The following is a 22,871-nucleotide window of genomic DNA, read 5'->3' as shown; positions in this document are numbered from 1 at the left end:
CTCAGCGCGGCAGCTGGCTCGCGGCGCGTGCCAGTTGCTCGATGCGGGTCCAGTCGCCGTCGCGGATGGCGTCGGTCGGCACGATCCACGAACCGCCCACGCAGGCCACGTTCGACAGCGCGAGGAACTCGGCCGCGTTGCCTGCATGGATACCGCCCGTGGGGCAGAAGGTGACGTCGCCGAACGGCCCTTGCCAGGCCTTGAGCATCGGCAGGCCGCCGGCCTGCAGCGCGGGGAAGAACTTGAGCTGGGTGTAGCCGTCTTCCTGCGCCGTCATGATCTCGCTGCCGGTGGCCACGCCGGGCAGCAGCGGCAGGCCGAGGTCGTGGCAGGCCTTGCCGACCGAGCGCGTGTAGCCCGGGCTAACGCCGAACCTGGCACCGGCCAGCGCCGAGGCCTGCGCATCGGCCGCGCTGCGGATGGTGCCGGCGCCGACGACGGCTTCGGGCACTTCCTTGGCGATGGCCTCGATGCATTGCAGTGCCTGCGGCGTGCGCAGCGTGACTTCGAGCATGCGGATGCCGCCGGCCACCAGCGCGCGCGCCAGCGGCACGGCGTGCTTGACGTCGGTCAGCACGATGACCGGAATGACCGGCGCGTCGCGCATCACGTCGAGGGAAGTTAGTTTGTCGTTCATAGCCATGAGCAGGCTCCTTCTTCAGCAGTGAGTGCATTGCGGCGCATGCCGGCGAACAGTTCGCGGCCGAGGCCGCGTCCGTCGGCGAAGCGCTGCGCTTCGGGTTGCACGGCGATCTCGCGTGCGGCCCATTCATCGTCGGGCAGCAACACGGCAAGCGTACCTGCTACGGCGTCCAGGCGGATCAGGTCGCCGTCGCGCACCTTGGCGAGCGGGCCGCCAGCGGCCGCTTCGGGCGACACGTGGATGGCCGCCGGGATCTTGCCCGAGGCGCCGCTCATGCGGCCGTCGGTGACCAGCGCCACGCGGAAGCCCTTGCCCTGCAGCACCGACAGCGGCGGCGTGAGCTTGTGCAGCTCGGGCATGCCGTTGGCCTGCGGGCCCTGCCAGCGCACCACGCAGACCACGTCGCGCTCCAGTTCGCCGGCCGTGAAGGCCTTGTGCAGCGCGGCCTGCGAGTCGAACACGCGCGCCGGGGCTTCGATGACATGGCGGTCGTCGGGCACCGACGACACCTTGATCACGCTGCGCCCCAGGTTGCCGCCGAGCAGCTTGAGGCCGCCGGTGGCGCTGAAGGGGCTGGCCACCGGGCGCGTGACGGCTTCTTTCTGCAGCGGCGCGGCCGGCGTCCACTGCAGTGTGTTCTGGCCGGCCAGCGACGGGATGTTCGCGAACTCGCGAATGCCACCGGCGCGCACCGTGAGCACGTCGGCGTGCATGAGGCCGGCCTCGACCAGCTCGCCGATCACGAAGCCCGGGCCGCCGCAGGCCTGGAACTCGTTCACGTCGGCGCTGCCGTTGGGGTACACACGCGTGAGCAGCGGCACCACGTCGGACAGCTGGGAGAAGTCGTCCCAGTCGATGAGGATGCCCGCGGCGCGCGCCACGGCCACCCAGTGGATCAGGTGGTTGGTGGAGCCGCCCGTGGCCAGCAGCGCGACCATGGCGTTGACGATGCAGCGCTCATCCACCATCTCGCCGATCGGCGGGCAGTTGAAAGGTGTGTCGCTCGCCTTGCCGAGCACGGAGCGCACGGCTTCGCGCGTGAGCGTCTCGCGCATGGCGTCCCCGGGCTGGATGAAGGCCGTGCCGGGCACATGCAGGCCCATGGCTTCGAGCAGCATCTGGTTGCTGTTGGCGGTGCCATAGAAGGTGCAGGTGCCGACCGTGTGGTACGCGGCCATTTCGGCATCGAGCAGGCCCTGGCGGCCCACGAGGCCCTGCGCCGCCTGCTCGCGCACCTTCGACTTGGCGTTGTTCGACAGGCCGGAGGGCATCGGCCCCGCGGGCACGAAGACGGTGGGCAGGTGGCCGAAGTGCAGCGCGCCGATGAGCAGACCCGGCACGATCTTGTCGCACACGCCGAGCATGAGCGCGCCGTCGAACATGTCGTGCGTGAGCGCCACGGCGGTGCTCATGGCGATGAGGTCGCGGCTGAACAGGCTCAGCTCCATGCCGGGGGTGCCCTGCGTCACGCCGTCGCACATGGCAGGCACACCGCCGGCCACCTGCGCGGTCGCCCCGTGGCGACGGGCCTCGTGCTTGATGATGTCCGGGTAGCCCTGGTACGGCGCGTGGGCCGAGAGCATGTCGTTGTAGGCGGTGACGATGCCGATGTTGGGCGCGCGCTCGGCCACCACCTTGAACTTGTCGTTGGCCGGGATGCCCGCCACAGCATGCGCCACGTTGGCGCAGCCCATGCGGTCGGAGCCGCGGTCACGGTGCCTGTAGGCGTCGATCTGCTCGAGGTACGCGGTGCGGGTGGGGGCACTGCGTTCGCGGATGCGTCGGGTGACGGCTTGGACGGTATCGTGGAGTGGCATGCTGGGGCTGTGAATGCGCCGGCTGGCTGGGGCCTTCATGGTAAACCCCGCACCCGGCACGAAAGTGACGAAGGCGGCGCGAAGCCGCCTTCACCCGAGGGGAAAGGCCTGCTTACTTGCCGCGCACTTGCGCGACGGCGCCGTTGACCGCGTCCCAGGTCTCCTGCCCCACGGCCTTGGCGATGCCGCTGTTGACGCTCGCGAGCTTCTCGCGCATGCGGTTGGCCTCGGTGGCGGGCAGTTCGTTCACCTGCATGCCCTTGGTGCGCAGTTCGGCCAGGGCCTTGGTGGCTTCTTCTCGGGTGTCCTTGCGCTCGAACTCGCGGCTCTTCACGGCGGCGTCCTGCAGCACCTTCTTCTCGGCCGGGCTCAGCGTGTCCCACCACTTCTTGCTGACCGTGACGATCCAGGGGCTGTAGACGTGGTTGGTCACCGTCAGGTACTTCTGCACTTCGTAGAACTTGCTCGACACCACGGTGTTGAACGGATTCTCCTGGCCGTCCACGGCGCGCGTTTCGAGGGCGGTGAACAGCTCGGAGAACGGCAGCGGCACGGCGTTGGCGCCCAGCGCCTTGAAGCTGTCGAGGAACACGTTGTTCTGCATCACGCGCAGCTTGATGTCGCCCATGTCTTCGAGCTTGTTGACGGGGCGCTTGCTGTTGGTGAGGTTGCGAAAACCGTTTTCCCAGTAGACCAGGCCGACCATGCCCTTGGGTTCCAGCTTCGCCTTGACCTTCTCGCCCACGGGACCGTCGAGCACGACGTCGGCTTCCTTCACGTTGCTGAAGAGGAAGGGCGTGTCCCACACGGCCATCTCGGGAACGATGCCCACGAGGGTGGCCGTGGAACCGACCATCATTTCCTGCGCGCCGCCGATCAGCGCCTGCTGCATCTGCGTGTCGGAACCGAGTGCCGCGTTGCCGATGCCGCGGACCTTCATCTTGCCGCCCGAAGCCTTCTCGACTTCCTGGGCGAACAGGCGGACCGCGCGGCCCTGGTTGGAGTTGTCGACCAGGCCATAGCCGAAGCGCACGATGCGCGGCTTGAAATCCTGCGCCTGGACGGCGCCGGCGGTGGCGAGTGCGGCCACGAGGCCGGCGAGAGCGAAACGGATGCGCATGGAAGTCTCCTGAGTATCGAAAGGGTGACGAGAAGAAAAAAGTGGAAGTCGCGTCAGTGCATCCACGCCAGCGGCGCGGTCACGAGCGAGGGGAACAGCACGAAGAGCACGGCCAGCAGCACATACATGAGCAGGAACGGCGTGGTGCCCTTGATCACGGTTTCCATGCGCAGCCGGCCGACACCGGCCACCACGTTCTGCACGGTGCCCACGGGCGGCGTGATCAGCCCGATGCAGCCCACGTAGATGAACATGAAGCCGAAGTACACCGGGTCGATGCCGGCCTTCATGGCCAGCGGCGCGCACACGGGGCCGAAGATCAGGATGGTGGGCGTCAGGTCCATCGCCGTGCCGACCACCAGCAGGAACACCATCATCAACGCCATGAAGAGGATGGGGTCGCCCATCACGCCCGAGAAGCTGTCGGCCAGCAGGTTGGGCAGGTCGGCCAGCGTGATCATGTAGGCGGTCACGGTTGCGGCGCCGCACAGGAACATCACCACGGCGGTGGTCTTGCCTGCGGCCAGGAAGACCTCGTACAGGCCGGCCCAGGTCAGCTCGCGGTACACGAACATCGAGACGATCAGCGCATACACCGCAGCCACCACGGCGGCTTCGGTGGGCGTGAAGATGCCGCCCTTGAGGCCGCCCAGGATGATGACCGGCATCATCATGGCCCAGAAGCTGTGCAGCAGCGCCTTCATGCGCGCGCCCCATGCCACGCGCGCCATGGCGGGCAGCTTGTGCTTGCGGGCGATCCACCACCAGGCGCTGATCAGGAACGCGCCCATCATCAGGCCGGGGAACACGCCGGCCAGGAACAGCTTGCTGATCGACGTGTTGGTGGTCACGCCGTAGATCACGAAGGGCATCGACGGCGGAATGATCGGCGCGATGATGCCGCCCGACGCGAGCAGGCCCGCGCTGTAGCCCGGCGGGTACTTCTGCTCGCGCATCATGGGCAGCAGGATGGTGGCAAGGGCGGCGGTGTCGGCAATGGCCGAGCCGCTCATCGACGCCAGCAGCACGGCGGCGCCGATGGCCACGAAGCCCAAACCGCCGGGAATGTGCCCGACGAAGGCACGGGCCAGGTCGATGATGCGGCGCGACAGGCCGCCCGCATTCATCAGCTCGCCGGCCAGGATGAAGAAGGGCACGGCCAGCAGCGGGAAGTTGTCGAAGCCGGCCTGCAGGTTCTGCGCGAGCAGCTGCGCATCGAAGAAGTCCAGGTGCCACATGAGCGCGACACCGGTCAGCACCAGCGCATGGGCGATCGGCATGCCGATCACCATGCCGCCGATGAGCACGATCAGGAAGAGAGCGGTGACGATCATGGCGCCGTCCTCATTCGATCTCGCCCGCGCCGCCCGAGCTGGCCAGCGGCTCGCCGCGCACGAGGTCGAACACCAGCGCCACCAGCAAGCCGACGGCCAGCACCAGCGTGGCGGCCGCGCCGAGCGCCAGCGGATAGCCCAGCACCGTGCTGAAGCTCTCCATGCCGGCGACCACCTGCGCCCACGCGCCCTTCAGCAGCAGCACCATGCACCCGGCCACCAGCAATTGGCTCAACCAGAACAGGCCCTTGCGCGGGCGGCCCTTCAGGCGCGACGTCAGCATGTCGAAGCCCAGGTGCTTGCCCTCGAAGGCCGCGACGATGGTGCCCACGGCCACCAGCCAGACGAACAGCAGGCGCGAGATTTCCTCGTACGACACGATGCTGGTGGCGAACACGTAGCGCAGCACGACGTTCACGAAGACCGCGACGACCATGCCGGCGAGCGCCACGACCATGAAGAGTTCGGCCAGGCGCTGGAGCGCCGGCTTGCGCCGCACCGGCTGCGTGGAGTGAGATGGGGGAGATTGGCTCATGCGATGTCTCCGGGCGGCGTGTCGCGCCCTGCGGTTGAAGAAGAAGCAGGCGCCGCAACCCACGCGACCACGGCGGCCACCAGGTCCGCCATGGGCTGCGTCGCGTCCAGCACCAGCACGCCCGGCTCGCCCACGGGCGACTCGAGCGTGGCGAACTGGTTCGAGACCAGCGTTGGCGAGAAGAAATGGCCGGGGCGCGCCTGCACGCGCGCCAGCGCGGCGTCGTAGTCCAGCGACAGGAACACGAAACCCAGGCGCGGCATCGCCTGGCGCAGCCGGTCGCGGTAGCGCTTGCGCAGCGCCGAGCAGGTCAGCACCCGGCCGGCGCCTTCGGGCGCAGATGCCAGCAGGCCGGCCAGCCGGTCCAGCCAGCCGGCACGATCGGCGTCGGTGAGCGGCGTGCCCGCGCGCATCTTGGCAACGCTTTCGGGTGCGTGGTATGCGTCGCCCTCGTGCAGCGTCCAGCCCAGCGCCTGGGCACAGGCGGCCCCGACGCTCGACTTGCCGCAGCCGGACACGCCCATGACCACGAGAGCCTGGGGTTGAAATTGTGAGATAGCGCTGTCCATAGGAGATCAAAAAAAGGCCCAGCAAGGGCTCGGGCCATAACATTTCATGATTTTCTTCGATTGTCTTCCAGAGGGAAGCGGCCGCGCTGCACCCGATGCCGGAACATGAACTACTTGTTAACCCTTTGAAGGATAGCGCTATCCTATAGAACAATGAGCCTTCTCTTTCTACGGATTAACCCTTGACCGACGTGCCCCGCCGCACCCGCCGCTCCAGTGGCCGCATCACCCTCGACGACGTGGCGCGCGCCGCGGCGGTCAGCCCGATCACCGTCTCGCGTGCGCTGCGCGGCGAGCGCGGCGTCGATCCGGCGCTGACCCTGCGCGTGCGCGAGGCGGCCGAGCGCCTGGGCTACGTGCCCGACCCCGCCGCCCGCGCCCTGGCCTCCCAGCGCAGCAGCCAGGTGCTGGTGCTGGTGCCGATGCTGTCCAACACCTTGTTCGTCGACCTGCTGGAAGCGGTGCACCGCACGCTCTTTCCCGTCGGCTACCAGCCCTTCATCGGCGTGACGCATTACGACAGCGCCGAAGAGGAACTGCTGCTGCGCACCTACCTGCCCCACCGGCCCGCGGGCCTGCTGGTGACCGGCTTCGACCGCAGCGAGACGGCACGCCAGCTCATCGCGCACAGCGGCGTGCCCTGCGTGCACCTGATGGAAACCAGCACCGCGCCGGGCGTGGCCTGCGTGGGCTTCTCGCAAGTGGACGCGGGTGCCGACGTCACGCGCCATCTGCTGGAGCGCGGGCATCGCCGCATCGCCTTCTGCGGCGCGCAGCTCGATCCGCGCGTGCTGCAGCGCGCCGAGGGCTACCGCCGCTGCCTGCGCGAGGCCGGCCTCTACGACGCGCGGCTGGAAATGCTCAGCCCCGAGCGCTCGTCCATCGCGCTGGGCGCACGCCTGTTCGAGGAGATGCTGCAGCGCATGCCGGACATCGATGCCATCTTCTTCTGCAACGACGACATCGCGCAGGGCGGGCTGCTGGCGGCCAACCGCCTGCAGGTGCCGGTGCCCGGGCGCATCGCCATCGCCGGCTTCAACGATCTGGCCGGCAGCGACCAGATGGTGCCGCCGCTGACCACCATGCGCACGCCGCGCAGCGAGGTCGGCCAGGCCGGCGCCGAGATGCTGCTGGGCCTGATGCGCGGCACGCTGGCGCAGCCCGGCTGCATCGAGCTGGACTACGAACTGGTCGTGCGCGGCAGCACCTGAGGCGAACACCAAAGCTGCGCCCATGAAAAAGCCCGGCAGGCCGGGCTTCGCGGGGGATGCGGCCGCAGGTCAGTCGACCAGTTTCACCTCGACACGGCGCGCCTCGGCGTCGTTGCCCGTCCCGGCGGTGACGGCGGGCTTCTGCAGATCGATCTTCTCGGCCGGCACACCCAGGCCTGCCAACACCTCGCGCACCATCTGGGCGCGCTTCTTGGCGAGTTCCTCGTTGATGGCCGCGTCGCCCGTGGCATCGTGAAAGCCCGAGACCACCGCCTTGCGGCCGCCCTCGACGCCCTTGATGACCACGGCCAGCGCCTCGGCGGCGCCCGGCGCGAGGTCGGCGCTGCCGGTCGCGAAGTAGAAGTTCACCACGTCGCCGGCCACGCGGATGCTGGCGCCGTCGGGGATCACCACGGTGACGGTCTCGGTGACTTCGGTCACCGCGACCGCGCCGCCCGGGGCCGGTGCGGCTGCCGAGGCCACGACAGCGGGCTTGGCCTGCACAGCCGCAGCGCCCAGGCCCTTGTGCCAGAACGCAATGCCGATCACGAACATGATCACCAGCGCGATCAATGCCACCAGGAAGCCGAGGGCGAAATTCTGCTGGCTGTCGTCGTTGTTCATGGAAGCGCGATCTCCGTAGGAAAGGGGTCGGTAAATAATGGTGCGGTGAACCATGATCACGAAATTGTAGGCGCCGCTTCCCACACCCCCGTGTCAGCCGGCGCGCCGGACCCCGGTCCGCCGGGGCTCGACCCGATGCCCCGTCCGCTGCGCGACCCGCAGCCGATGCTGGAACGAGCGATCGCCGACTGGGGCGGCCGCGACGACCTCTGGCTGTTCGGCTACGGCTCGCTGATCTGGCGGCCCGAGTTCGGTTTTGCGGAACGGCGCGCGGCCTCGGTGCACGGCTGGCACCGCGCGCTCAAGATGTGGAGCCGGGTCAACCGCGGCAGCGTGCAGACGCCGGGCCTGGTGTTCGGCCTGCTCTCGGGCGGCAGTTGCCGGGGCGTGGTGTTCCGCGTGCCGAAGGACGAAGGGCTGGAGACGCTGAAGCGCCTCTGGCTGCGCGAGATGCCGACGGGCGTGTACGACCCCAAGTGGCTGCAATGCGGCACGGCCGAAGGGCCGGTGCGCGCGCTGGCCTTCACGCTCTCGCGGCGCAGCCCCAACTTCACGGGCGAACTCAGCGACGAGCGCTACCGCCACATCTTCGCGAATGCGGTGGGTCGCTACGGCAGCTCGCTCGACTACGCACGTCAGACTTTTCTGGAGCTGCAGCGCCACGCGATCCACGACGCGGCGCTGGCCCGCCTGGTGGCGCTGACGGCCGCCGAAGCGCCGGCCGATGCCCCTTTCGAGGCACCGGCTGATTGCAGTGCGCCGCCCGCTCCGGTATACGTTCCGGGGTCTTCCGACAATTCACCCCCCTCATCTTCTGTCCCCTTCGACAAGGAAAAACCATGAACCATCGCCGTCTTCTCGCCACCGGCACCGCCCTCCTCGCCACCGCCGTGCTCGCCGCCTGCGGCAGCATGGGCGGCAAGCCGAGCACCACGGTCGAGCTGACCCCCACCGCCGCCGTCACGCCCAACCCCGCGCGCGGCTCGGTGACGCTCACCGCCCTCGACCACGGCGTGCGCGTGTCCGGCGAAGTGCGCGGCCTGGCACCGGGCAGCGAGCACGGTTTCCACATCCATGAAAAGGGCGACTGCGGCGACAACGGCAACGCCTCGGGCGGCCACTTCAACCCGGCCGGCGGCACGCACGGCAAGTTCTCCGCCCCCGGCAGCCATGCCGGCGAGCTGCCCAGCCTCGTGGCCGACGCCCGCGGCGTGGCGCGATTCAGTGTCGACAACCACGCGATCTCGTTGACCGACGGCGCCGCCAACAACGTGCGCGGCCGCGCGCTGGTGGTGCACCGCGACCGTGACGACTTCACGACGCAACCCGCCGGCAACTCCGGCCCGCGCGTGCTCTGCGCGGTGATTCCCAAGGGCTGAGAGCAAAAGGTGTGACGGGTCAGGCGCCTGCGCGCGCCTGCCAGCGCGCCTCGGCCCGCGCCAGGGCCTCGGGCGTGTCGATGTCGGTCACCACGCCGGCATCGTCCACCGCCAGATCGACGACTGAATCGATCGCACGCATCGCCCGCAGCACGGGCGACGCGCCCATGTTCCCTTCCAGCGCCGCCAGCTGCGCCCCGCAGCCCGCCGCAAAGCCCACCGGATGGCCGCGTTCGCCTCGATACTGTGGCTGCACGGCGTTCACGCGCCCGCCGAGCGCCGCGGCCACCGCGCGCAACGTGGCAGGCAGCACCAACGGCAGGTCGCCCGGCAGGATCAGCCAGCCCGCCGCGTCGGGCGTGGCGCGCACGGCGGCCGCAATCGAGTCGCCCATGCCGGGGTGACCCGCGTCTTCCAGGTGCCACGGCAGGCCGCTGGCGCGCACGGCATCGAGCGTGCGCTGGAGCACCGGCCGGCCCGCGAGCAGCGCCTGCAGCTTCGAGCCCGTGCCGCCGGCCGCGATGAAGCGCTCGCCGCGGCCCGAGGCCAGCACGATCACGGTCGGGGTGTTCGCCTCTGTTGTCGTCATGGGCGAAGTATGTGCGCAACAATCCCGCCATGACTTCTCCGCTTTCCAAAGACGCGCTGGCCGCGCTGCGCAAGAGCTACGAGCGCGCCGAGCTCGACGAGACCCGCAGTGCCGCCGACCCGCTGCAGCAGTTCGAGCGCTGGCTCACCGAGGCCATCGGCGCGCAGATTCCCGAGCCCAACGCGATGACGCTGTGCACCGTGGGCAGCGACTTGCGGCCGTCCAGCCGCATCGTGCTGATCAAGGGTTACGACGCGCGCGGCATCGTCTGGTACACCAACTACGACAGCCGCAAGGGCCGCGAGCTGTCGGGCAATCCGTATGCCTCGCTGCAGTTCCACTGGGTCGAGCTGGAGCGCGTGGTGCGCATCGAGGGCCGCGTCGAGCGCGTCAGCGCCGAGGAGAGCGATGCCTACTACGCCAGTCGCCCGCTCGATTCACGCATCGGCGCCTGGGCCAGCCCGCAGAGCGAGGTGATCAGCGGACGCGACGTGCTGGTGAAGAACGCCGCCGTGTACGCCGCCAAACACCTGCTGTCGCCGCCGCGTCCGCCGCACTGGGGCGGCTTCCGGCTGGTGCCCGACCGCTGGGAGTTCTGGCAGGGGCGCAAGAGCCGGCTGCATGATCGGCTGCGCTACAGGCTCGAAGACGCCGACTGGGTGCGCGAACGCCTGGCTCCCTGAACCTGGCTCAGGCCTCGCAACCAGCAACCTTGAATTCGACGCGCCGGTCCAGCGCGTCGCTCGCATCGTCGGCGCCCGTGCCGACGATGTTCTCGCGAAAGCCCATGCCGGCCTCGCGCAGTTTCTTCGACAGCGGAGGCGCCTCGCTCACCAGCCGCGCCTTGACGCTGGTCGCGCGCTGCAGCGACAGCCGCTCGTTGACCGCCTCCGAACCCGTGCGGCTCGTGTGGCCCGTGACCACCACGCAGGCATCGATCTGCGCCGCCTGCCGCGCGATCTGGCGCAGCCACATCGGGTAGGCCGCGCTGATCTTCGGGTCGGCCAGGAAGTCGGTCGAGCCCGGCTTGAACAGGAACTTGACGCTCAGGTTGTTGCTCTCGAGCCCCAGCCGCGCCAGCGTGCCGAAGGTGCGCTCGGCGTCGGCCGTGCGGCCCAGCTGCGACTGCGTGAGGTACAGCCCGCTGTAGATGCGCAGCTGCTGGCCGTCGGCGCGCTTCGAGGCGGCCTCGTAGCGGCTCAGGGCCTCGCTCATGCGGCCGGCCTCGTAGGCGGCGGTGGCCTCCTGCAGCACCGTGGCGGTCGGCAGGCGCTCCAGGTAGAGGGCGTCGGCGGCCTGCCCCGCCGGCGTCTCGGCGGTGCGTATGTAGCCCTCCACGCCGCGGTCCTTGCCGTTCACCGGGCTGTCGCGGAAGAAGGCGGTGGGCCGCGTGTCGAGCGAGGCGTCGCTGATGCGCGCGACCGACTGCGCGATCACCATGCCGCTCTTGATCTCGGTCATGGCAAGGTTCAGCCGGTACGGCGCGTCCGAGGCGTCCTTGTCGCGCACCAGCGTGCCGTTGAGCACGTACTGCGCATTGCCGATCTCGCTGGCATTGAACGGCGTCACGGTGAACTGCCTGAACTGCGCCTGCATGCGCTGCACGATGCGCTGCTCGGCCACGCGCGTCACCTCGGTCTGCTGGCCGCTGGCGCCTTCGAGCAGCGGGTCGATCACGATGCGACGCTGCGACAAGGTCGACTCCACCTTGGCCAGGAAGGCCGGCAATTTCTGGGTCTGCACCATGAGGTCGTCGACCGCCTGGGTCACCGCCTGGTCGAAGGGCATGGCACTGCTGGGCGCGGGGCGGTGCGCGCAGGCTGCGGCCAGCAGCGCGGCGGCGCACAGCGCCAGCACGCGCCACAGAGTGCGGGGCGCGGCGGTGTTCATGGTGGTCGTGGTCATCAGCACTGGCTCCTCAAAATGGTCATGTCCTGGTCCGACAGCGGCTCGCCGACGGCGGCGCGCATGTTGATCTCGCTGCAGCGTTTCGAAGGCGCCGGGCGCCGCTCGACGGGGTCGCGATGAGCCTCGGGCGCCGGCGCTGCGGTGGCGGTGATCTGCGGGCGCGGCTTCGGTGCCGGCCGCACGACGGCGGGCCTGGGCTCCGCTTCCCTGGCCGGCGGTGCCTCCGCCGGCACGGGAACGGCCAGGCAGGGCGTGCGGCACGGCTTGGCCTCGCCCGCCGCATCGGCGCGCACGCCGTACAGCGCGATCACCGTCGCGACCACCGCCGTCACTGCAAGGGCAAGGGGCGAAACACGCGCCAAGTAGATCGTCATCAGCCGGCAAATGTAGGGGCGCGAACGCCGCGCGCCAGCCCACCAAACGGCCACCCCTGCCAAACGGCATAGGGCTACCGCTGTCGCCCCGCCGGGCAAAAGTTCGCGAAAAGCGCGGCATCCAGCGCGCCATCAAGCTGGCGCGATTCAGTCGCGGGACACCGCAGAACCGGCTTTGCCGGGCTGCAGGTGTCGCCCCCGGTAGGGGGTTGGAGAAGCGACACGAGGTGCGCGAAGCCTGGGGGCGAGCCTATCTAGGGCAACCACTGCACCCAGACCATCACCAGCGTGAGCGTGCCCAGCGCCAGCACGGTCGACACCGCCACGCTGGCCGTGACCAGGTCTTCGGCGCTGCGGTAGCGCTGCGAGAACAGGAACACGTTGGCACCGATGGGCAGCGCCGCCGCCACCACCATCACGGTGAGCGGGATGCCGCGCACGCCCAGCAGCCAGCCGATGAGCGCCACCAGCAGCGGGTGCACGAGGTTCTTGACCAGCGCCTGCACCAGCGCGCCGCGCCAGTGGCGTCCGATGGGCGTGAGCGCGAGCGTGATGCCCACCATCACCAGCGCGACCGGCCCGAAGGCCTGGCCGAGCAGCTGGATCGGCTTGTCGATCACCTCGGGCATCACGAGCCCCGTCTGCGCGAACAGCAGGCCCGCGATGATCGGCAGCGGCACCGGATGGATGATGGCGTTGCGCAGCGCGCGCCCCACGGTGCGCGCCATGGAGCGCCGGTCGGCGCCGCTCACCGCCGCATGCTCGCGCGCCACGGCCAGCTCGAGCACCACGGTGGCGCTGGTCATGAGCACGAGCGAATGCAGCGAGATCAGCGTGAGCAGCACCACCATGCCGGGCTCGCCGTAGGCCAGGCCGATCAGCGCGATGCCGATCATCACGGTGTTGCTGTAGGTGTTGGCCAGCGCAAGCACCGCGCCCGTGCGGTTGAAGCCGCGCCACGCCAGCGTGCCCGCGAACAGCAGGCCCGAGGCAATGAAGTACGCGGCCACGGGCTTGAGGCTCAGCGCCTGCACGTGCACCGTGCTCATGGCACGGAACAGCAGCGCGGGCGCGAGCAGCAGGAAGATGAGGTTCGACAGGTCTTTCACCGCATTGCCACCGATCCATCGGCGCCGCCCGGCGAGGTAGCCGGCAGCGATGAGCAGGACGACGGGAAAGAGCGAAGAGATGACGAAGGAATTCACCGGGCGAGGATAGCCGAGCGATTTCTGCCGTTGCCTTGCGCCCTCCCCCAGCGGGGGAGAGAGAAACACCGCGATCAGAACGTGACGCGCAAGCCCACCTTCAGCGAGCGCCCCGGCAGCGGCGCCTTCGGGAACACCGTCGTCGTCAGGATCGACGTCGGCGTGTAGGCCAGCTTGTTCCCGATGTTGTCCATGCGCGCGTACCAGGTGAGGTTGGCGCGCTGCACCTTCATGCGGTAGCTGATGGACGCATTCCACAGCGTGTACGCGTCCGTCTCGCGCGCGCCCACGTCGGGCACCCGGCGCTGCGCGGCGTTGTAGTCGAAGCCGACACGCCCGGTCCACGGCCCGTTGCCGTAGGCCAGCGTGGCACCCAGGCGCAGCGGGGCGATGCGCGGCAGCGGCTCGCCAGTGTCGAGGTTCTTCGCGCGCACGATGTCGCCGCGCCATTCGAGGTCGAGCGTGCCCGCGTCGGTCATGCGCGCGAAGCCGTCGGCGCCCAGCAGCCGCAGGTTGCCGTTGGCCTCGATGCCCGTGAAGCGCGCGCGCATGCCGCCATAGCGGTACTCGGCGAGCGTGTCGGTGGCATCGGGGTCGGTGACGACCTGGCCTTCTTCATCGAGCGTGCGGCCCGATGCGGTCAGGCCGATGTAGTTGCGAAAGCGCGTGACGTACGCGTTCACGCGGGCCGTGTTCGGGCCCGACTTCCACTGCGCGCCCAGATCGAAGCCGGTGGACTTTTCCTTGCCCAGGTTCGGGTCGCCCACTTCCCAGGCCGCGGTGGCCACGTGCGGGCCGTTGGCAAGCAGTTCGTAGTCCTTCGGCGCGCGCTCCGTGTAGGCCAGGTTCGAGGTCAGCTGCCACTGCGGCGTGAGGTTGACCAGCGCGCCGAACGCCGCGCTGTGCGGGTTGAAGGTGCGCTCGCCGATGGCGAAGCGCGTCACCGACAGGTCGTCGGGGTAGCCCAGCGAGCGCACCGTGACCTTCTCGGTGCGCGCACCGAAGCTCAGGCGACCCCACGAGGTGCCGAGCTCTTCGTGCAGGAACATCGCGTTGGAGCGCGTGCGGCTGTGCGGCGCAAAGGCTTCCGCGCCGTCGGCGGCGAAGCGGTTGGTCTCGCGGCTGAAGCCGGCCAGTCCTTCGAGGTTGCCGATCTTCTCGTGCCGCGCCTCGATGCGCAGGTCGTTGCTCAGGTTCGAGAAGGTGGTGCCGGCTTCGGCGCCCTCGAATTCGGTGTGGCGGTAGTCGGTGCGGCTGACCTTCGCGTGGATGCTGCGGATGAAGCCGCCCGGGCGCCACTCGCCTTCCAGCGCGTAGCGGTCGGACTTCATGCCGATGGTCACCTCGTCCTCGGCCACGGTGCCGTAGTTGCTGCGGTAGGTGCTGGCCGAAGCGCCGATCCAGCCCTGGCTGAAGAACAGCGTGCCGCCGACCGCGCCGCCGTCCGCCTGGTTCTGCGAATTGCAGATGCGGCGCGCGAGCGACGGGCGCCCGGGCCTGCTGCATTCGAGGTCGATCGGCACCGACACGTCTTTCGAATCCCGGTTGAAGGCGTCGACGTGCAGGGCGAAGCGGTCGTTGCCGCCTTCGAGCAGCACGCCACCGCTCTTTTCCCTGTTGCCGCTGGCGTAGCCCAGTTCGGCACGGCCGCCGAAGCCGTTGAGGGGTTCGGTCGGGATGCGGTTGTCGATCACGTTGACCACGCCGCCCACGGCGCTGCCGCCGTACTGCAGCGCCGACGGGCCGCGCAGCACCTCGATGCGCTCGGTCACCAGCGCATCGACGGGTACGGCGTGGTCGTAGCTCAGCGCCGAGGCATCGGGCGCGCCGCCGCCGTTCTGCAGGATGCGGATGCGGTCGCCGTCCTGACCGCGGATGCTGGGGCGGCTGGCGTTGGGGCCGAAGTAGCTGCTGCTCACGCCGGGCAGGTTGTTCAGCGTTTCGCCGAGCGTCGATTCGGAACGCAGCAGCAGCCGGTCGCCCGACAGAGAGGTGGTCGGCGCAATCAGGTCGCTCGCGCCCAGCGGGTTGCCGGTGACGGTGACCTCGCGCAGGCTGGAGGGGTCAGCGACAGCAGCAGTGGCGGCGGCGGTGTCGGCGGTCTGGGCCGGGCTCGCCACCGAGGCGAGCGAAAGAACGGCAGCGCCGATGGCGTTGCGACGGAAATGGGGGGTCATGAAGAAAGAACACTCGTTGAATCGGGGAACGACCGGCCGCCCTCACCCGCCCGAAGCGGGTGCAGCCACCGGAACACAGGGGATTCAGCGAGTGGAGGGCGGGCCGCGCGCGTCGAAGAGCGCGACCCAGCGGGCGATGGCCTCGCCCTGCAGAAAAGCGAAGGTGGCCGACGGCAGCAGCATCGGCAGTACCACCAGGGGCACGCCGGGCACGCCCGTGCCGTGCGCGAGCTGGTCGTACAGGCGGCAGTCGGCGTCGTCGTGCACGCCGAACAGGCTGGCCAGCGTGTGGCCGGTGTCGTGCCGGTGCTCGGCCTTTGTGGCGGCTGCGGCCGCCGACGAAAGACCTGGAACGTGCACCGAACGGTGCATCAACCCCATCGTGCCCGCGAACCAGAGCGCGAACGCCAGCGCGACGACGAGCGCGCGCGTGGCGCGCGTCATGCGGATCGGGGTCTGGCGCAGGGTGGCGGACACAGGGGCGTGGGACAGGAGACTCAGGCCTTCACGCGCGATGCGAAGGTCTTCTGGAATTTCTCGACCTTCGGACCGACCACGAACGCGCAGTAGCCCTGGTTCGGGTGGTTCAGGAAGTAGTCCTGGTGGTAGGCCTCGGCCGTCGAGTAGTTGGCCAGCGGAGCCACTTCGGTCACCACGGGCGAAGCGTAGGTCTTGCTGGCCTCAATCTCGCGGATCACGGACTCGGCGACCTCTTTCTGCGCGTCGCTCGAGGTGTAGATGCCGCTGCGGTACTGCGTGCCGACGTCGTTGCCCTGGCGGTTGAACGTGGTGGGGTCGTGCACCACGAAGAAGATCTCGAGCAGCTCGCGCAGGCTGATCTGCGCCGGGTCGAATTCGAGCTTCACGACCTCGGCATGGCCGGTGCGGCCGGTGCAGATCTGCTCGTAGGTCGGGTTCACCGTCTGGCCATTGCAGTAGCCCGATTCGACGTCGAGCACGCCCTGCACCCGGTCGAACACCGCTTCGGTGCACCAGAAGCAGCCTCCGCCGAGCACGATGGTTTCGGTGGGCGACGGTGAGGAAGGCATGGCGCGGCTCCGGGTGGGTTGGAAAAAGCGGGGACCGGTATTGTCGCGGCTTGACGGGCCGGATGCCGGTCACTACATTACTAACCCGTCAGTCATTAACGCCATGGCCTCTCCCCGCTCCCTCGTCGACAAGTTCTGTCCGCTGCCTTCTTCCAAGCGCGCGCGGCGCAAAGAGGCGCGTCCGGGCGAACTGCTGGCGGCGGCACTCGACCTGTTCGTCGAAAAGGGCTTTGCCGCGACCCGCTCGGAGGAAGTGGCGGTGCGGGCCGGGGTGTCCAAGGGCACCCTCTTTCTGTACTTTCCGAGCAAGGAAGAGCTGTTCAAGGCTGTGGTGATCGAGAACCTTGGCGGGCGTTTCACGGAGTGGAACGCCGAGTTCGAGGCCTTCGAGGGCACCACCGCCGACATGCTGCGCTACTGCATGAACGTCTGGTGGGAGCGTGTCGGCCTGACCAAGGCCTCGGGCCTGACCAAGCTGATGATGAGCGAAGGCGGCAATTTCCCCGAGCTGGCGGAGTTCTACCGTCAGCAGGTGGTACGTCCCGGCCACGACCTGCTGCGCCGCATCCTGCAGCGCGGCATCGACCGCGGCGAGTTCGTGCAGATGGACATCGACCATGCCATCTATTCGGTGGTCGCGCCCATGGTGTTCCTCATGCTCTGGAAGCATTCGGCCATGGTCTGCGTCGACGGCGTGAGTCCGCTCGACCCCGAAAAATTCATCGCCACCCAGTGCGATACCGTGCTCCACGGCCTCTGTGTGCGCCCCGGGAGCCCCGCATGACGGCCACCGGATGGCCGACCGGCGCGATGGCGTCATCGGTGCGACCTAAAATTGAAGGTTTGTCCCCGTCCCGAGCCTTCAAGGAAAGCCACGCCATGAACCCCACGCCCACCCTCGAGCGCTTGCGCTTCAACATGATCGAACAGCAGATCCGTCCCTGGGACGTGCTGGAGTCGGACATCCTCGAGCTGCTGGCCGAGATTCACCGCGAAGACTACGTGCCCGACGAACACCGCACGCTGTCCTTCTTCGACATGGAACTGCCGCTGCTGGACGGCTCGGTGCCCGGCGAAATCATGCTGTCGCCCAAGGTCGAAGCCCGCACCCTGCAGGACCTGCACATCCAGAAGCACGAATCGGTGCTCGAGATCGGCACCGGCTCCGGCTTCATGGCCGCCCTGCTGGGCGCCCGCGCGGCCCAGGTGCTGTCGCTCGAAATCAACCCCGTGCTGGCCGCCCGCGCCGCCGAGACGCTGCGCCGCAACGGTGTGACGAACGTCGAAGTGCGCCACGCCGACGGCGCCGTGCCGCTGCCCAGCGGCCCGAGCTTCGACGTGATCGTGCTCAGCGGCTCGGTCGCGCGCATTCCGCAGAACCTGCTCGGTTCGCTCAAGGTCGGCGGCCGCCTGTCGGCCATCGTCGGCGAGGAGCCCATGATGCGCGCCCACTTCGTGACCCGCACCAGCGAAAGCAAGTGGGAGACGATCCAGCCCTGGGACACCGTGGCGCCGCGCCTGCTGAATTTCCCCGAGCCCTCGCGCTTTGCGTTCTGAGCGAGCGGCCATCGAATGATCGATCAAGTCCGCCCCGCCGACCTGGCCGCCTGGTTCGCCCAGGACGCCGACGCTGCCCCCGTGCTGCTCGATGTGCGCGAACCCTGGGAGCTGCAGACGGCGAGCGTCGCGCCGCAAGGTTTCACGCTGGTCGCGATCCCGATGAACGAGATCCCCGGCCGGCTGGCCGAACTCGCCGCCGGCGAAGGACAGCCCGCGCCCCGCATCGCCTGCCTGTGCCACCACGGCGCCCGCAGCCAGCGCGTGGCCGCTTTTTTGCACCAGAACGGTTTTGACTCGCTCGCCAACGTGGCGGGGGGCATCGACGCCTGGTCCGCACAGCACGACCCGAGCGTGCCGCGCTACTGATTCCCTCGCTCCCAAGGACGTTCAATGCCTCCCAGGCCCCGGCTTGTGCCACTTCCCGCAGCCCTCGCAAGCGTCATTGCAGGCCTGCTCGCCCTGCCGGCCCAGGGCCAGACACTGAACGAACTCTACGATTCCGCACGCGGCTTCGACGCCACCTACCAGGGCGCGCGGGCCCAGTACGAGGCCAACCTGGCGCGCGCCGCGCAGGCCAAGGCCGGCATCCTGCCGGCCGTCGGGCTCACCGCAGGCGTGAACCGCAGCAACCTGGACATCGACACCCTCACCGGCGCCGGCCGCGGCACCGGCGCCTCGCGTGACTTCACCACGCAGAACGTCGGCATCAACGCCACCCAGCCGCTGTACCGCCCCGCCAACTGGGCCACCTACGAGCAGGGCAAACGGCAGGCCGAGGTGGCGCAGGCGGTACTCACCATCGCCGAACAAGATCTGATCGTGCGCGTGAGCCAGGCCTATTTCGACGTGCTTGCCAGCCAGGACAGCCTGGCCCTGGTGCGCGCGCAGAAGGTGGCCGTGGCCGAGCAGCTGGCCTCGGCCAAGCGCAATTTCGAGGTCGGCACCTCCACCATCACCGACTCGCGGGAGGCCCAGGCCCGCTACGACCTCGTGATCGCGCAGGAAATCGCGGCCGAGAACGACCTGCAGGTCAAGAAGGTGGTGCTCGACCAACTGGTCGGCCGACCGGGCAGCGTGCCCGTGCCGCTGGCCGCGCCGGTCGTGCTGCCGGCCGCGCAGCCCGCCGACATCAACGCCTGGGTGGCGCAGGCCGACGAGGTGCATCCGGCGATCCGCCAGGCGCGCCTGGGCCTGGACGTAGCCGGGCTCGAAGTACAGAAGGCGCAGGCCGGCCACAAACCCACGCTCGATGCCAACCTGGGCTACAACATCACGCGCAACCCGACCGGCACGAGCACCAGCACCGTGGGCACGCGCGTCAACGCCGCCACCGTCGGTGTCACCTTCAACCTGCCGCTGTTCGCGGGCTTTGCCACCGAGAACCGCATCAAGGAAACCCTGGCCCTCGAAGACCAGTCGCGCAGCGTGCTCGACGGCACGCGCCGCAGCGTGGCACAGGCCACGCGCGCGGCCTACCTCGGGCTGGTGTCGGGTGCGGGCCAGGTGAAGGCGCTCGAAGCCGCCGAAGCCTCCAGCCAGAGCGCGCTCGACGCCAACAAGCTGGGCTACCAGGTGGGCGTGCGCATCAACATCGACGTGCTCAACTCGCAGAGCCAGCTGTTCCAGACCAAGCGCGACCTCGCGCAGGCGCGCTACAACGTATTGCTGGGCAACCTGAAGCTGCGCCAGGCCAACGGCACGCTGACGACTGACGACATGAATGCGATCAACGCGACGCTGGCGCGCAACGGCGCCACGCCGGCCGTGCCTGCCGCGACGACGGGCGCACCCGCCGTGCCCGTGACGCCGCCGGCCATTCCGGTGGTGCCGCCGGTGCCGGTGCAGCCGTTCAACCCGCCAGCGCCGACGATGCCGTCGGCACCGCCGCCGCCGGTGATCCTGAATCCGCCGGTGCGCTGACAGGGGTTGCTTGTGTTTTCTCCCTCCCCCGCTGGGGGAAGGAGCCGATGCGGATTCAGTCCAGCGTCGGCTCGGCCCGTGCCGCTTCGGGCGGCGGCGCGCCTTCGTCATCGGCCACCGACGTCGTCACAGGCTCGGCCGCCTGCGCAATCGCCAGCACTGCCGCCGCCGTGCGCTCGGCCGCCCCGCGGTTCGACGACGAGAAGGCCAGCGCGGCGTGCGCCATCGCCGCACGGCGCTCCGGGTTCTCGACCAGCTTGAGCGCCGCGGTCACGGCCTGCTCCATGCCTTCGACACGCAGCGACGCGCCCGCCGCGAGCGACAGCTGCGCTGCCTCGGCAAAGTTGAAAGTGGACGGACCCATGACCACCGGGCAGCCGCAGGCCGCCGGCTCGATGAGGTTCTGCCCGCCCAGCGGCTCGAAGCTGCCGCCGAGCAACGCCACGTCGGCCAGGCCGTAATACAGCGCCATCTCGCCCAGCGAATCGCCGAGCCATATCTCGGCCTCGGCCGGCTGGCCGGCCGCGCTGCGGCGCGCCACGGCAAAGCCTTCGGCTTCGATGAGCGCCGCCACTTCGTCGAAACGCTGCGGGTGGCGCGGCACGATCATCCATTGCACGTCGTGCACGCGCTTGGCGATCGAGCGGATCGCGCCCTGCTCGGGCGGCACGGGCGAGGTAGCGCCGAAGCGCTTGAGCACCTCGAGCAGCAGGCGTTCTTCGCCATCGCGCGAACTGGCCAGCACGACCATCGGGCGCGGCAGGTGCTCGCGCAGCGACACGGCCGTGGCCAGTTGCCGCGCGTCGGGCGTCGCGTCGAACTTGAGGTTGCCGTAGATGCCAGCGACCTTGGCGCCGAGCGACACCAGCCGGTGCGCATCGGCCTCGGTCTGTGCCCAGACGGCGGCAAGTGCCGAGTACGCGGGCCGCGCCAGCCCGCTGAGCCGTTCGGCCGCGGCGCGCGATTTCTCGTTGAGCCGCGCATTGGCCAGCACCAGCGGAATGCGGCGCTCGGCGCAGGCGGCAGCCATCTCGGGCCAGACCTCGGTTTCCATCAGCACGCCGATGCGCGGCTGGAAGCGGTCGAGAAAGCGGGCGACGGCGCCCGGCGTGTCCCACGGCTGCCAGACCTGTGTGTCGCCGGGCTCGAGCAGCTTGGCGCCCTCTTCGCGGCCGGTGGCGGTGCCGTGCGTGAGCAGGATCGGAATGCCCGGGTACTGGCGCCGCAGCTCGGCGATCAGGATGGCGGCGGCGCGCGTCTCGCCGAGCGAGACCGCATGCACCCAGCACTGGGCAAAGCCGGTGGTGGCGTCGTCGTAATGGCCGAAGCGCTCTTCGACGGCCACGGCATAGCCGGGCTCGGCGATGGCGCGCCGGCGCAGCTTGCGGCGGACCAGCGGTTGGACGGCGGTGGTGAAAATGCCGTAAAGGCGAAGCAGCAAGGAACGCACAGGTTCTTCAGTGAGAAGCAGCGGCCAGCGTGGCGTCGGGCTTGACCGTCCGCAGCACCGCAAGCATCTCGGTTCCGATGCGTTGGAGCGCCGCGTCGGTCTGGCCTTCGAAGCGCAGCACCAGCACGGGGGTGGTATTGGAAGCGCGGATCAGCCCGAATCCATCGGGCCAGTCCACGCGCAGGCCGTCGATGGTCGAGACCCGGGCGGGGGCGTCGAAGCGCGCACTTTCGACGAGCTGAGCGACCAGCGGGTGCGGCTCGCCTTCGGCGCAGGCGACGTTCAGTTCAGGTGTCGAGAAGCTGGTCGGCAGCGCGTGGAGCACGGCGCTCGCGTCCGGATGCCTGCTCAGGATTTCGAGCAGCCGGCAGCCGGCATAGGTGCCGTCGTCGAAGCCGTACCAGCGCTCCTTGAAGAAGATGTGGCCACTCATCTCGCCACCCAGCGGCGAATCGACGTCCTTCATCTTCGCCTTGATGAGCGAGTGGCCGGTCTTGTAGATGAGCGGCGTGCCACCCGCGGCCACGATGGCCGGTGCCAGGCGCTGCGAGCACTTCACGTCGTAGACGATGGTGCCGCCCGGCACGCGCGACAGCACGTCCTGCGCAAAGAGCTGCATCTGGCGATCGGGAAAGATGTTCTGGCCGTCTTTCGTGACGATGCCCAGCCGATCGCCATCGCCGTCGAACGCCAGGCCCAGTTCGGCATCGCCGCGGGCCAGCTCGGCCATCAAGTGCTGGAGGTTCGCAGGCTGGCTCGGATCGGGGTGGTGGTTCGGGAAGTTGCCGTCGACTTCGCTGAACAGCTCGACCACTTCGCAGCCGATGGCGCGGAAGATGGCCGGTGCGGTCGCGCCCGCGATGCCGTTGCCTGAGTCGACCACGATCTTCATCGGGCGCGCGAGCTGGATGTCGCCGACGATGCGTTGCGTGTAGGCCTGGGTCACATCGACCTTGCGCACGCTGCCGCCGGGCGCGAGCTTGGCGCTGCCGTCTTCCATGGTCTTGCGCAGGCCCTGGATCTCTTCGCCATGGATCGCGCGGCCGGCCAGCACCATCTTGAAACCGTTGTAGTCCTTCGGGTTGTGGCTGCCCGTGACCTGGATGCCGCTCGTGCACAGTGTGTGGGCCGCGAAATAGAGCATCGGGGTCGTGACCGCACCGATGTCGATCACCTCGAGGCCGGTGGCGACCAGGCCGTCGATGAGTGCGTCCACCAGCGCCGGGCCCGACAGGCGGCCGTCGCGGCCCACGGCCACCGAGGTCTCGCCGGCGGCACGCACGGCGCTGCCGAAGGCACGGCCCAGGGCATCGGCCACTTCGACATCCAGCCCGAGGGGCACGACGCCGCGGATGTCATAGGCCTTGAAGATCGACGCGCTGAGCTGCATGAAAGGGCGGGATCCCT

Annotated in this window: 24 protein-coding genes; 8 read left to right on the top strand and 16 right to left on the bottom strand. The window is 69.2% G+C overall.

What is annotated here, in order from left to right; all coding sequences use genetic code 11:
- Window position 1: 1 nt before the first annotated feature.
- The 6 genes from eda to ASD34_RS15365 form a co-directional block, all read right to left on the bottom strand.
- Entirely contained in the window at window positions 2-637 is a 636-nt protein-coding gene (gene eda, locus ASD34_RS15390; protein ID WP_414929888.1) for a bifunctional 4-hydroxy-2-oxoglutarate aldolase/2-dehydro-3-deoxy-phosphogluconate aldolase, read from the bottom strand.
- Window positions 634-2,460, bottom strand: coding sequence for a phosphogluconate dehydratase (gene edd, locus ASD34_RS15385; protein WP_056579076.1), 1,827 nt, complete (start codon window positions 2,458-2,460; stop codon window positions 634-636). Before edd ends, eda begins: the two co-directional genes overlap by 4 nt.
- A gap of 112 nt (window positions 2,461-2,572) precedes the next feature.
- Window positions 2,573-3,580, bottom strand: a complete 1,008-nt coding sequence (locus ASD34_RS15380) for a TRAP transporter substrate-binding protein (protein WP_056579074.1) — start codon at window positions 3,578-3,580, stop codon at window positions 2,573-2,575.
- A 53-nt stretch (window positions 3,581-3,633) separates the two neighbouring features.
- A complete protein-coding gene (locus ASD34_RS15375; protein WP_056579072.1) occupies window positions 3,634-4,914 on the bottom strand; it encodes a TRAP transporter large permease in 1,281 nt (426 codons plus the stop codon).
- A gap of 10 nt (window positions 4,915-4,924) precedes the next feature.
- Complete coding sequence (locus tag ASD34_RS15370) at window positions 4,925-5,449, bottom strand: TRAP transporter small permease (RefSeq protein ID WP_056579070.1); 525 nt, start codon at window positions 5,447-5,449, stop codon at window positions 4,925-4,927.
- A complete protein-coding gene (locus tag ASD34_RS15365; protein ID WP_056579068.1) occupies window positions 5,446-5,973 on the bottom strand; it encodes a gluconokinase in 528 nt (175 codons plus the stop codon). Before ASD34_RS15365 ends, ASD34_RS15370 begins: the two co-directional genes overlap by 4 nt.
- A 227-nt stretch (window positions 5,974-6,200) precedes the next feature.
- On the opposite strand from ASD34_RS15365, the gene ASD34_RS15360 reads away from it, so the two are divergent.
- Window positions 6,201-7,229 carry a LacI family DNA-binding transcriptional regulator gene (locus ASD34_RS15360; RefSeq protein WP_056579066.1) on the top strand — a complete coding sequence of 343 codons (1,029 nt, stop codon included), beginning with the start codon at window positions 6,201-6,203 and terminating at the stop codon, window positions 7,227-7,229.
- Between the two features lie 69 nt (window positions 7,230-7,298).
- Here the strand turns inward: ASD34_RS15360 and ASD34_RS15355 are convergent, their stop codons facing one another.
- Entirely contained in the window at window positions 7,299-7,853 is a 555-nt protein-coding gene (locus tag ASD34_RS15355) for an OmpA family protein (RefSeq protein WP_056579064.1), read from the bottom strand.
- Between the two features lie 90 nt (window positions 7,854-7,943).
- On the opposite strand from ASD34_RS15355, the gene ASD34_RS15350 reads away from it, so the two are divergent.
- Window positions 7,944-8,696 carry a gamma-glutamylcyclotransferase gene (locus ASD34_RS15350; RefSeq protein WP_235510087.1) on the top strand — a complete coding sequence of 251 codons (753 nt, stop codon included), beginning with the start codon at window positions 7,944-7,946 and terminating at the stop codon, window positions 8,694-8,696.
- The gene (locus tag ASD34_RS15345) at window positions 8,693-9,232 is read left to right on the top strand and encodes a superoxide dismutase family protein (RefSeq protein WP_056579060.1); all 540 of its coding nucleotides are present in this window, start codon (window positions 8,693-8,695) and stop codon (window positions 9,230-9,232) included. Before ASD34_RS15350 ends, ASD34_RS15345 begins: the two co-directional genes overlap by 4 nt.
- A gap of 19 nt (window positions 9,233-9,251) precedes the next feature.
- Here the strand turns inward: ASD34_RS15345 and ASD34_RS15340 are convergent, their stop codons facing one another.
- Entirely contained in the window at window positions 9,252-9,821 is a 570-nt protein-coding gene (locus ASD34_RS15340; protein WP_056579056.1) for an NTP transferase domain-containing protein, read from the bottom strand.
- Between the two features lie 29 nt (window positions 9,822-9,850).
- Between ASD34_RS15340 and pdxH the strand changes: the two genes are divergently transcribed.
- Window positions 9,851-10,504 carry a pyridoxamine 5'-phosphate oxidase gene (pdxH, locus tag ASD34_RS15335; RefSeq protein ID WP_056579054.1) on the top strand — a complete coding sequence of 218 codons (654 nt, stop codon included), beginning with the start codon at window positions 9,851-9,853 and terminating at the stop codon, window positions 10,502-10,504.
- A gap of 7 nt (window positions 10,505-10,511) precedes the next feature.
- Here the strand turns inward: pdxH and ASD34_RS15330 are convergent, their stop codons facing one another.
- The 6 genes from ASD34_RS15330 to msrA form a co-directional block, all read right to left on the bottom strand.
- Window positions 10,512-11,726, bottom strand: coding sequence for an OmpA family protein (locus ASD34_RS15330; RefSeq protein WP_056579052.1), 1,215 nt, complete (start codon window positions 11,724-11,726; stop codon window positions 10,512-10,514).
- Entirely contained in the window at window positions 11,726-12,103 is a 378-nt protein-coding gene (locus ASD34_RS27560; RefSeq protein ID WP_157609693.1) for a hypothetical protein, read from the bottom strand. The genes ASD34_RS15330 and ASD34_RS27560 overlap by 1 nt, the downstream gene beginning before the upstream one ends.
- A gap of 254 nt (window positions 12,104-12,357) precedes the next feature.
- Window positions 12,358-13,308: an AEC family transporter gene (locus tag ASD34_RS15320; RefSeq protein ID WP_056579048.1), complete on the bottom strand. Its 951-nt coding sequence runs from the start codon at window positions 13,306-13,308 to the stop codon at window positions 12,358-12,360.
- A 74-nt stretch (window positions 13,309-13,382) separates the two neighbouring features.
- Window positions 13,383-15,485: a TonB-dependent receptor gene (locus ASD34_RS15315; RefSeq protein WP_056579045.1), complete on the bottom strand. Its 2,103-nt coding sequence runs from the start codon at window positions 15,483-15,485 to the stop codon at window positions 13,383-13,385.
- Between the two features lie 84 nt (window positions 15,486-15,569).
- Entirely contained in the window at window positions 15,570-15,929 is a 360-nt protein-coding gene (locus ASD34_RS15310) for a hypothetical protein (RefSeq protein WP_056582388.1), read from the bottom strand.
- A 53-nt stretch (window positions 15,930-15,982) separates the two neighbouring features.
- Window positions 15,983-16,534: a peptide-methionine (S)-S-oxide reductase MsrA gene (gene msrA / locus ASD34_RS15305; RefSeq protein ID WP_056579042.1), complete on the bottom strand. Its 552-nt coding sequence runs from the start codon at window positions 16,532-16,534 to the stop codon at window positions 15,983-15,985.
- A 103-nt stretch (window positions 16,535-16,637) separates the two neighbouring features.
- On the opposite strand from msrA, the gene ASD34_RS15300 reads away from it, so the two are divergent.
- The 4 genes from ASD34_RS15300 (at window position 16,638) to ASD34_RS15285 (ending at window position 20,014) form a co-directional block, all read left to right on the top strand.
- Window positions 16,638-17,318 carry a TetR/AcrR family transcriptional regulator gene (locus ASD34_RS15300; protein WP_056579039.1) on the top strand — a complete coding sequence of 227 codons (681 nt, stop codon included), beginning with the start codon at window positions 16,638-16,640 and terminating at the stop codon, window positions 17,316-17,318.
- A 95-nt stretch (window positions 17,319-17,413) separates the two neighbouring features.
- Window positions 17,414-18,091: a protein-L-isoaspartate O-methyltransferase family protein gene (locus ASD34_RS15295; RefSeq protein WP_056579036.1), complete on the top strand. Its 678-nt coding sequence runs from the start codon at window positions 17,414-17,416 to the stop codon at window positions 18,089-18,091.
- Window positions 18,092-18,106: 15 nt separating this feature from the next.
- A complete protein-coding gene (locus ASD34_RS15290; RefSeq protein WP_056579033.1) occupies window positions 18,107-18,460 on the top strand; it encodes a rhodanese-like domain-containing protein in 354 nt (117 codons plus the stop codon).
- Between the two features lie 24 nt (window positions 18,461-18,484).
- On the top strand, window positions 18,485-20,014 hold the full coding sequence (locus ASD34_RS15285) for a TolC family outer membrane protein (RefSeq protein WP_056579030.1): 1,530 nt from the start codon (window positions 18,485-18,487) through the stop codon (window positions 20,012-20,014).
- A gap of 55 nt (window positions 20,015-20,069) precedes the next feature.
- Here the strand turns inward: ASD34_RS15285 and ASD34_RS15280 are convergent, their stop codons facing one another.
- Both ASD34_RS15280 and ASD34_RS15275 read right to left on the bottom strand, forming a co-directional pair.
- Window positions 20,070-21,464 carry a 3-deoxy-D-manno-octulosonic acid transferase gene (locus ASD34_RS15280; protein WP_056579026.1) on the bottom strand — a complete coding sequence of 465 codons (1,395 nt, stop codon included), beginning with the start codon at window positions 21,462-21,464 and terminating at the stop codon, window positions 20,070-20,072.
- 7 nt (window positions 21,465-21,471) lie between these two features.
- Complete coding sequence (locus ASD34_RS15275) at window positions 21,472-22,854, bottom strand: phosphomannomutase/phosphoglucomutase (RefSeq protein ID WP_056579023.1); 1,383 nt, start codon at window positions 22,852-22,854, stop codon at window positions 21,472-21,474.
- Between the last annotated feature and the right edge of the window lie 17 nt (window positions 22,855-22,871).

This window comes from Variovorax sp. Root473, from assembly GCF_001426505.1.
In the GTDB taxonomy this organism is placed as follows: Bacteria; Pseudomonadota; Gammaproteobacteria; order Burkholderiales; family Burkholderiaceae_C; genus Variovorax.
This window is presented reverse-complemented; position numbering and strand designations above follow the sequence as displayed.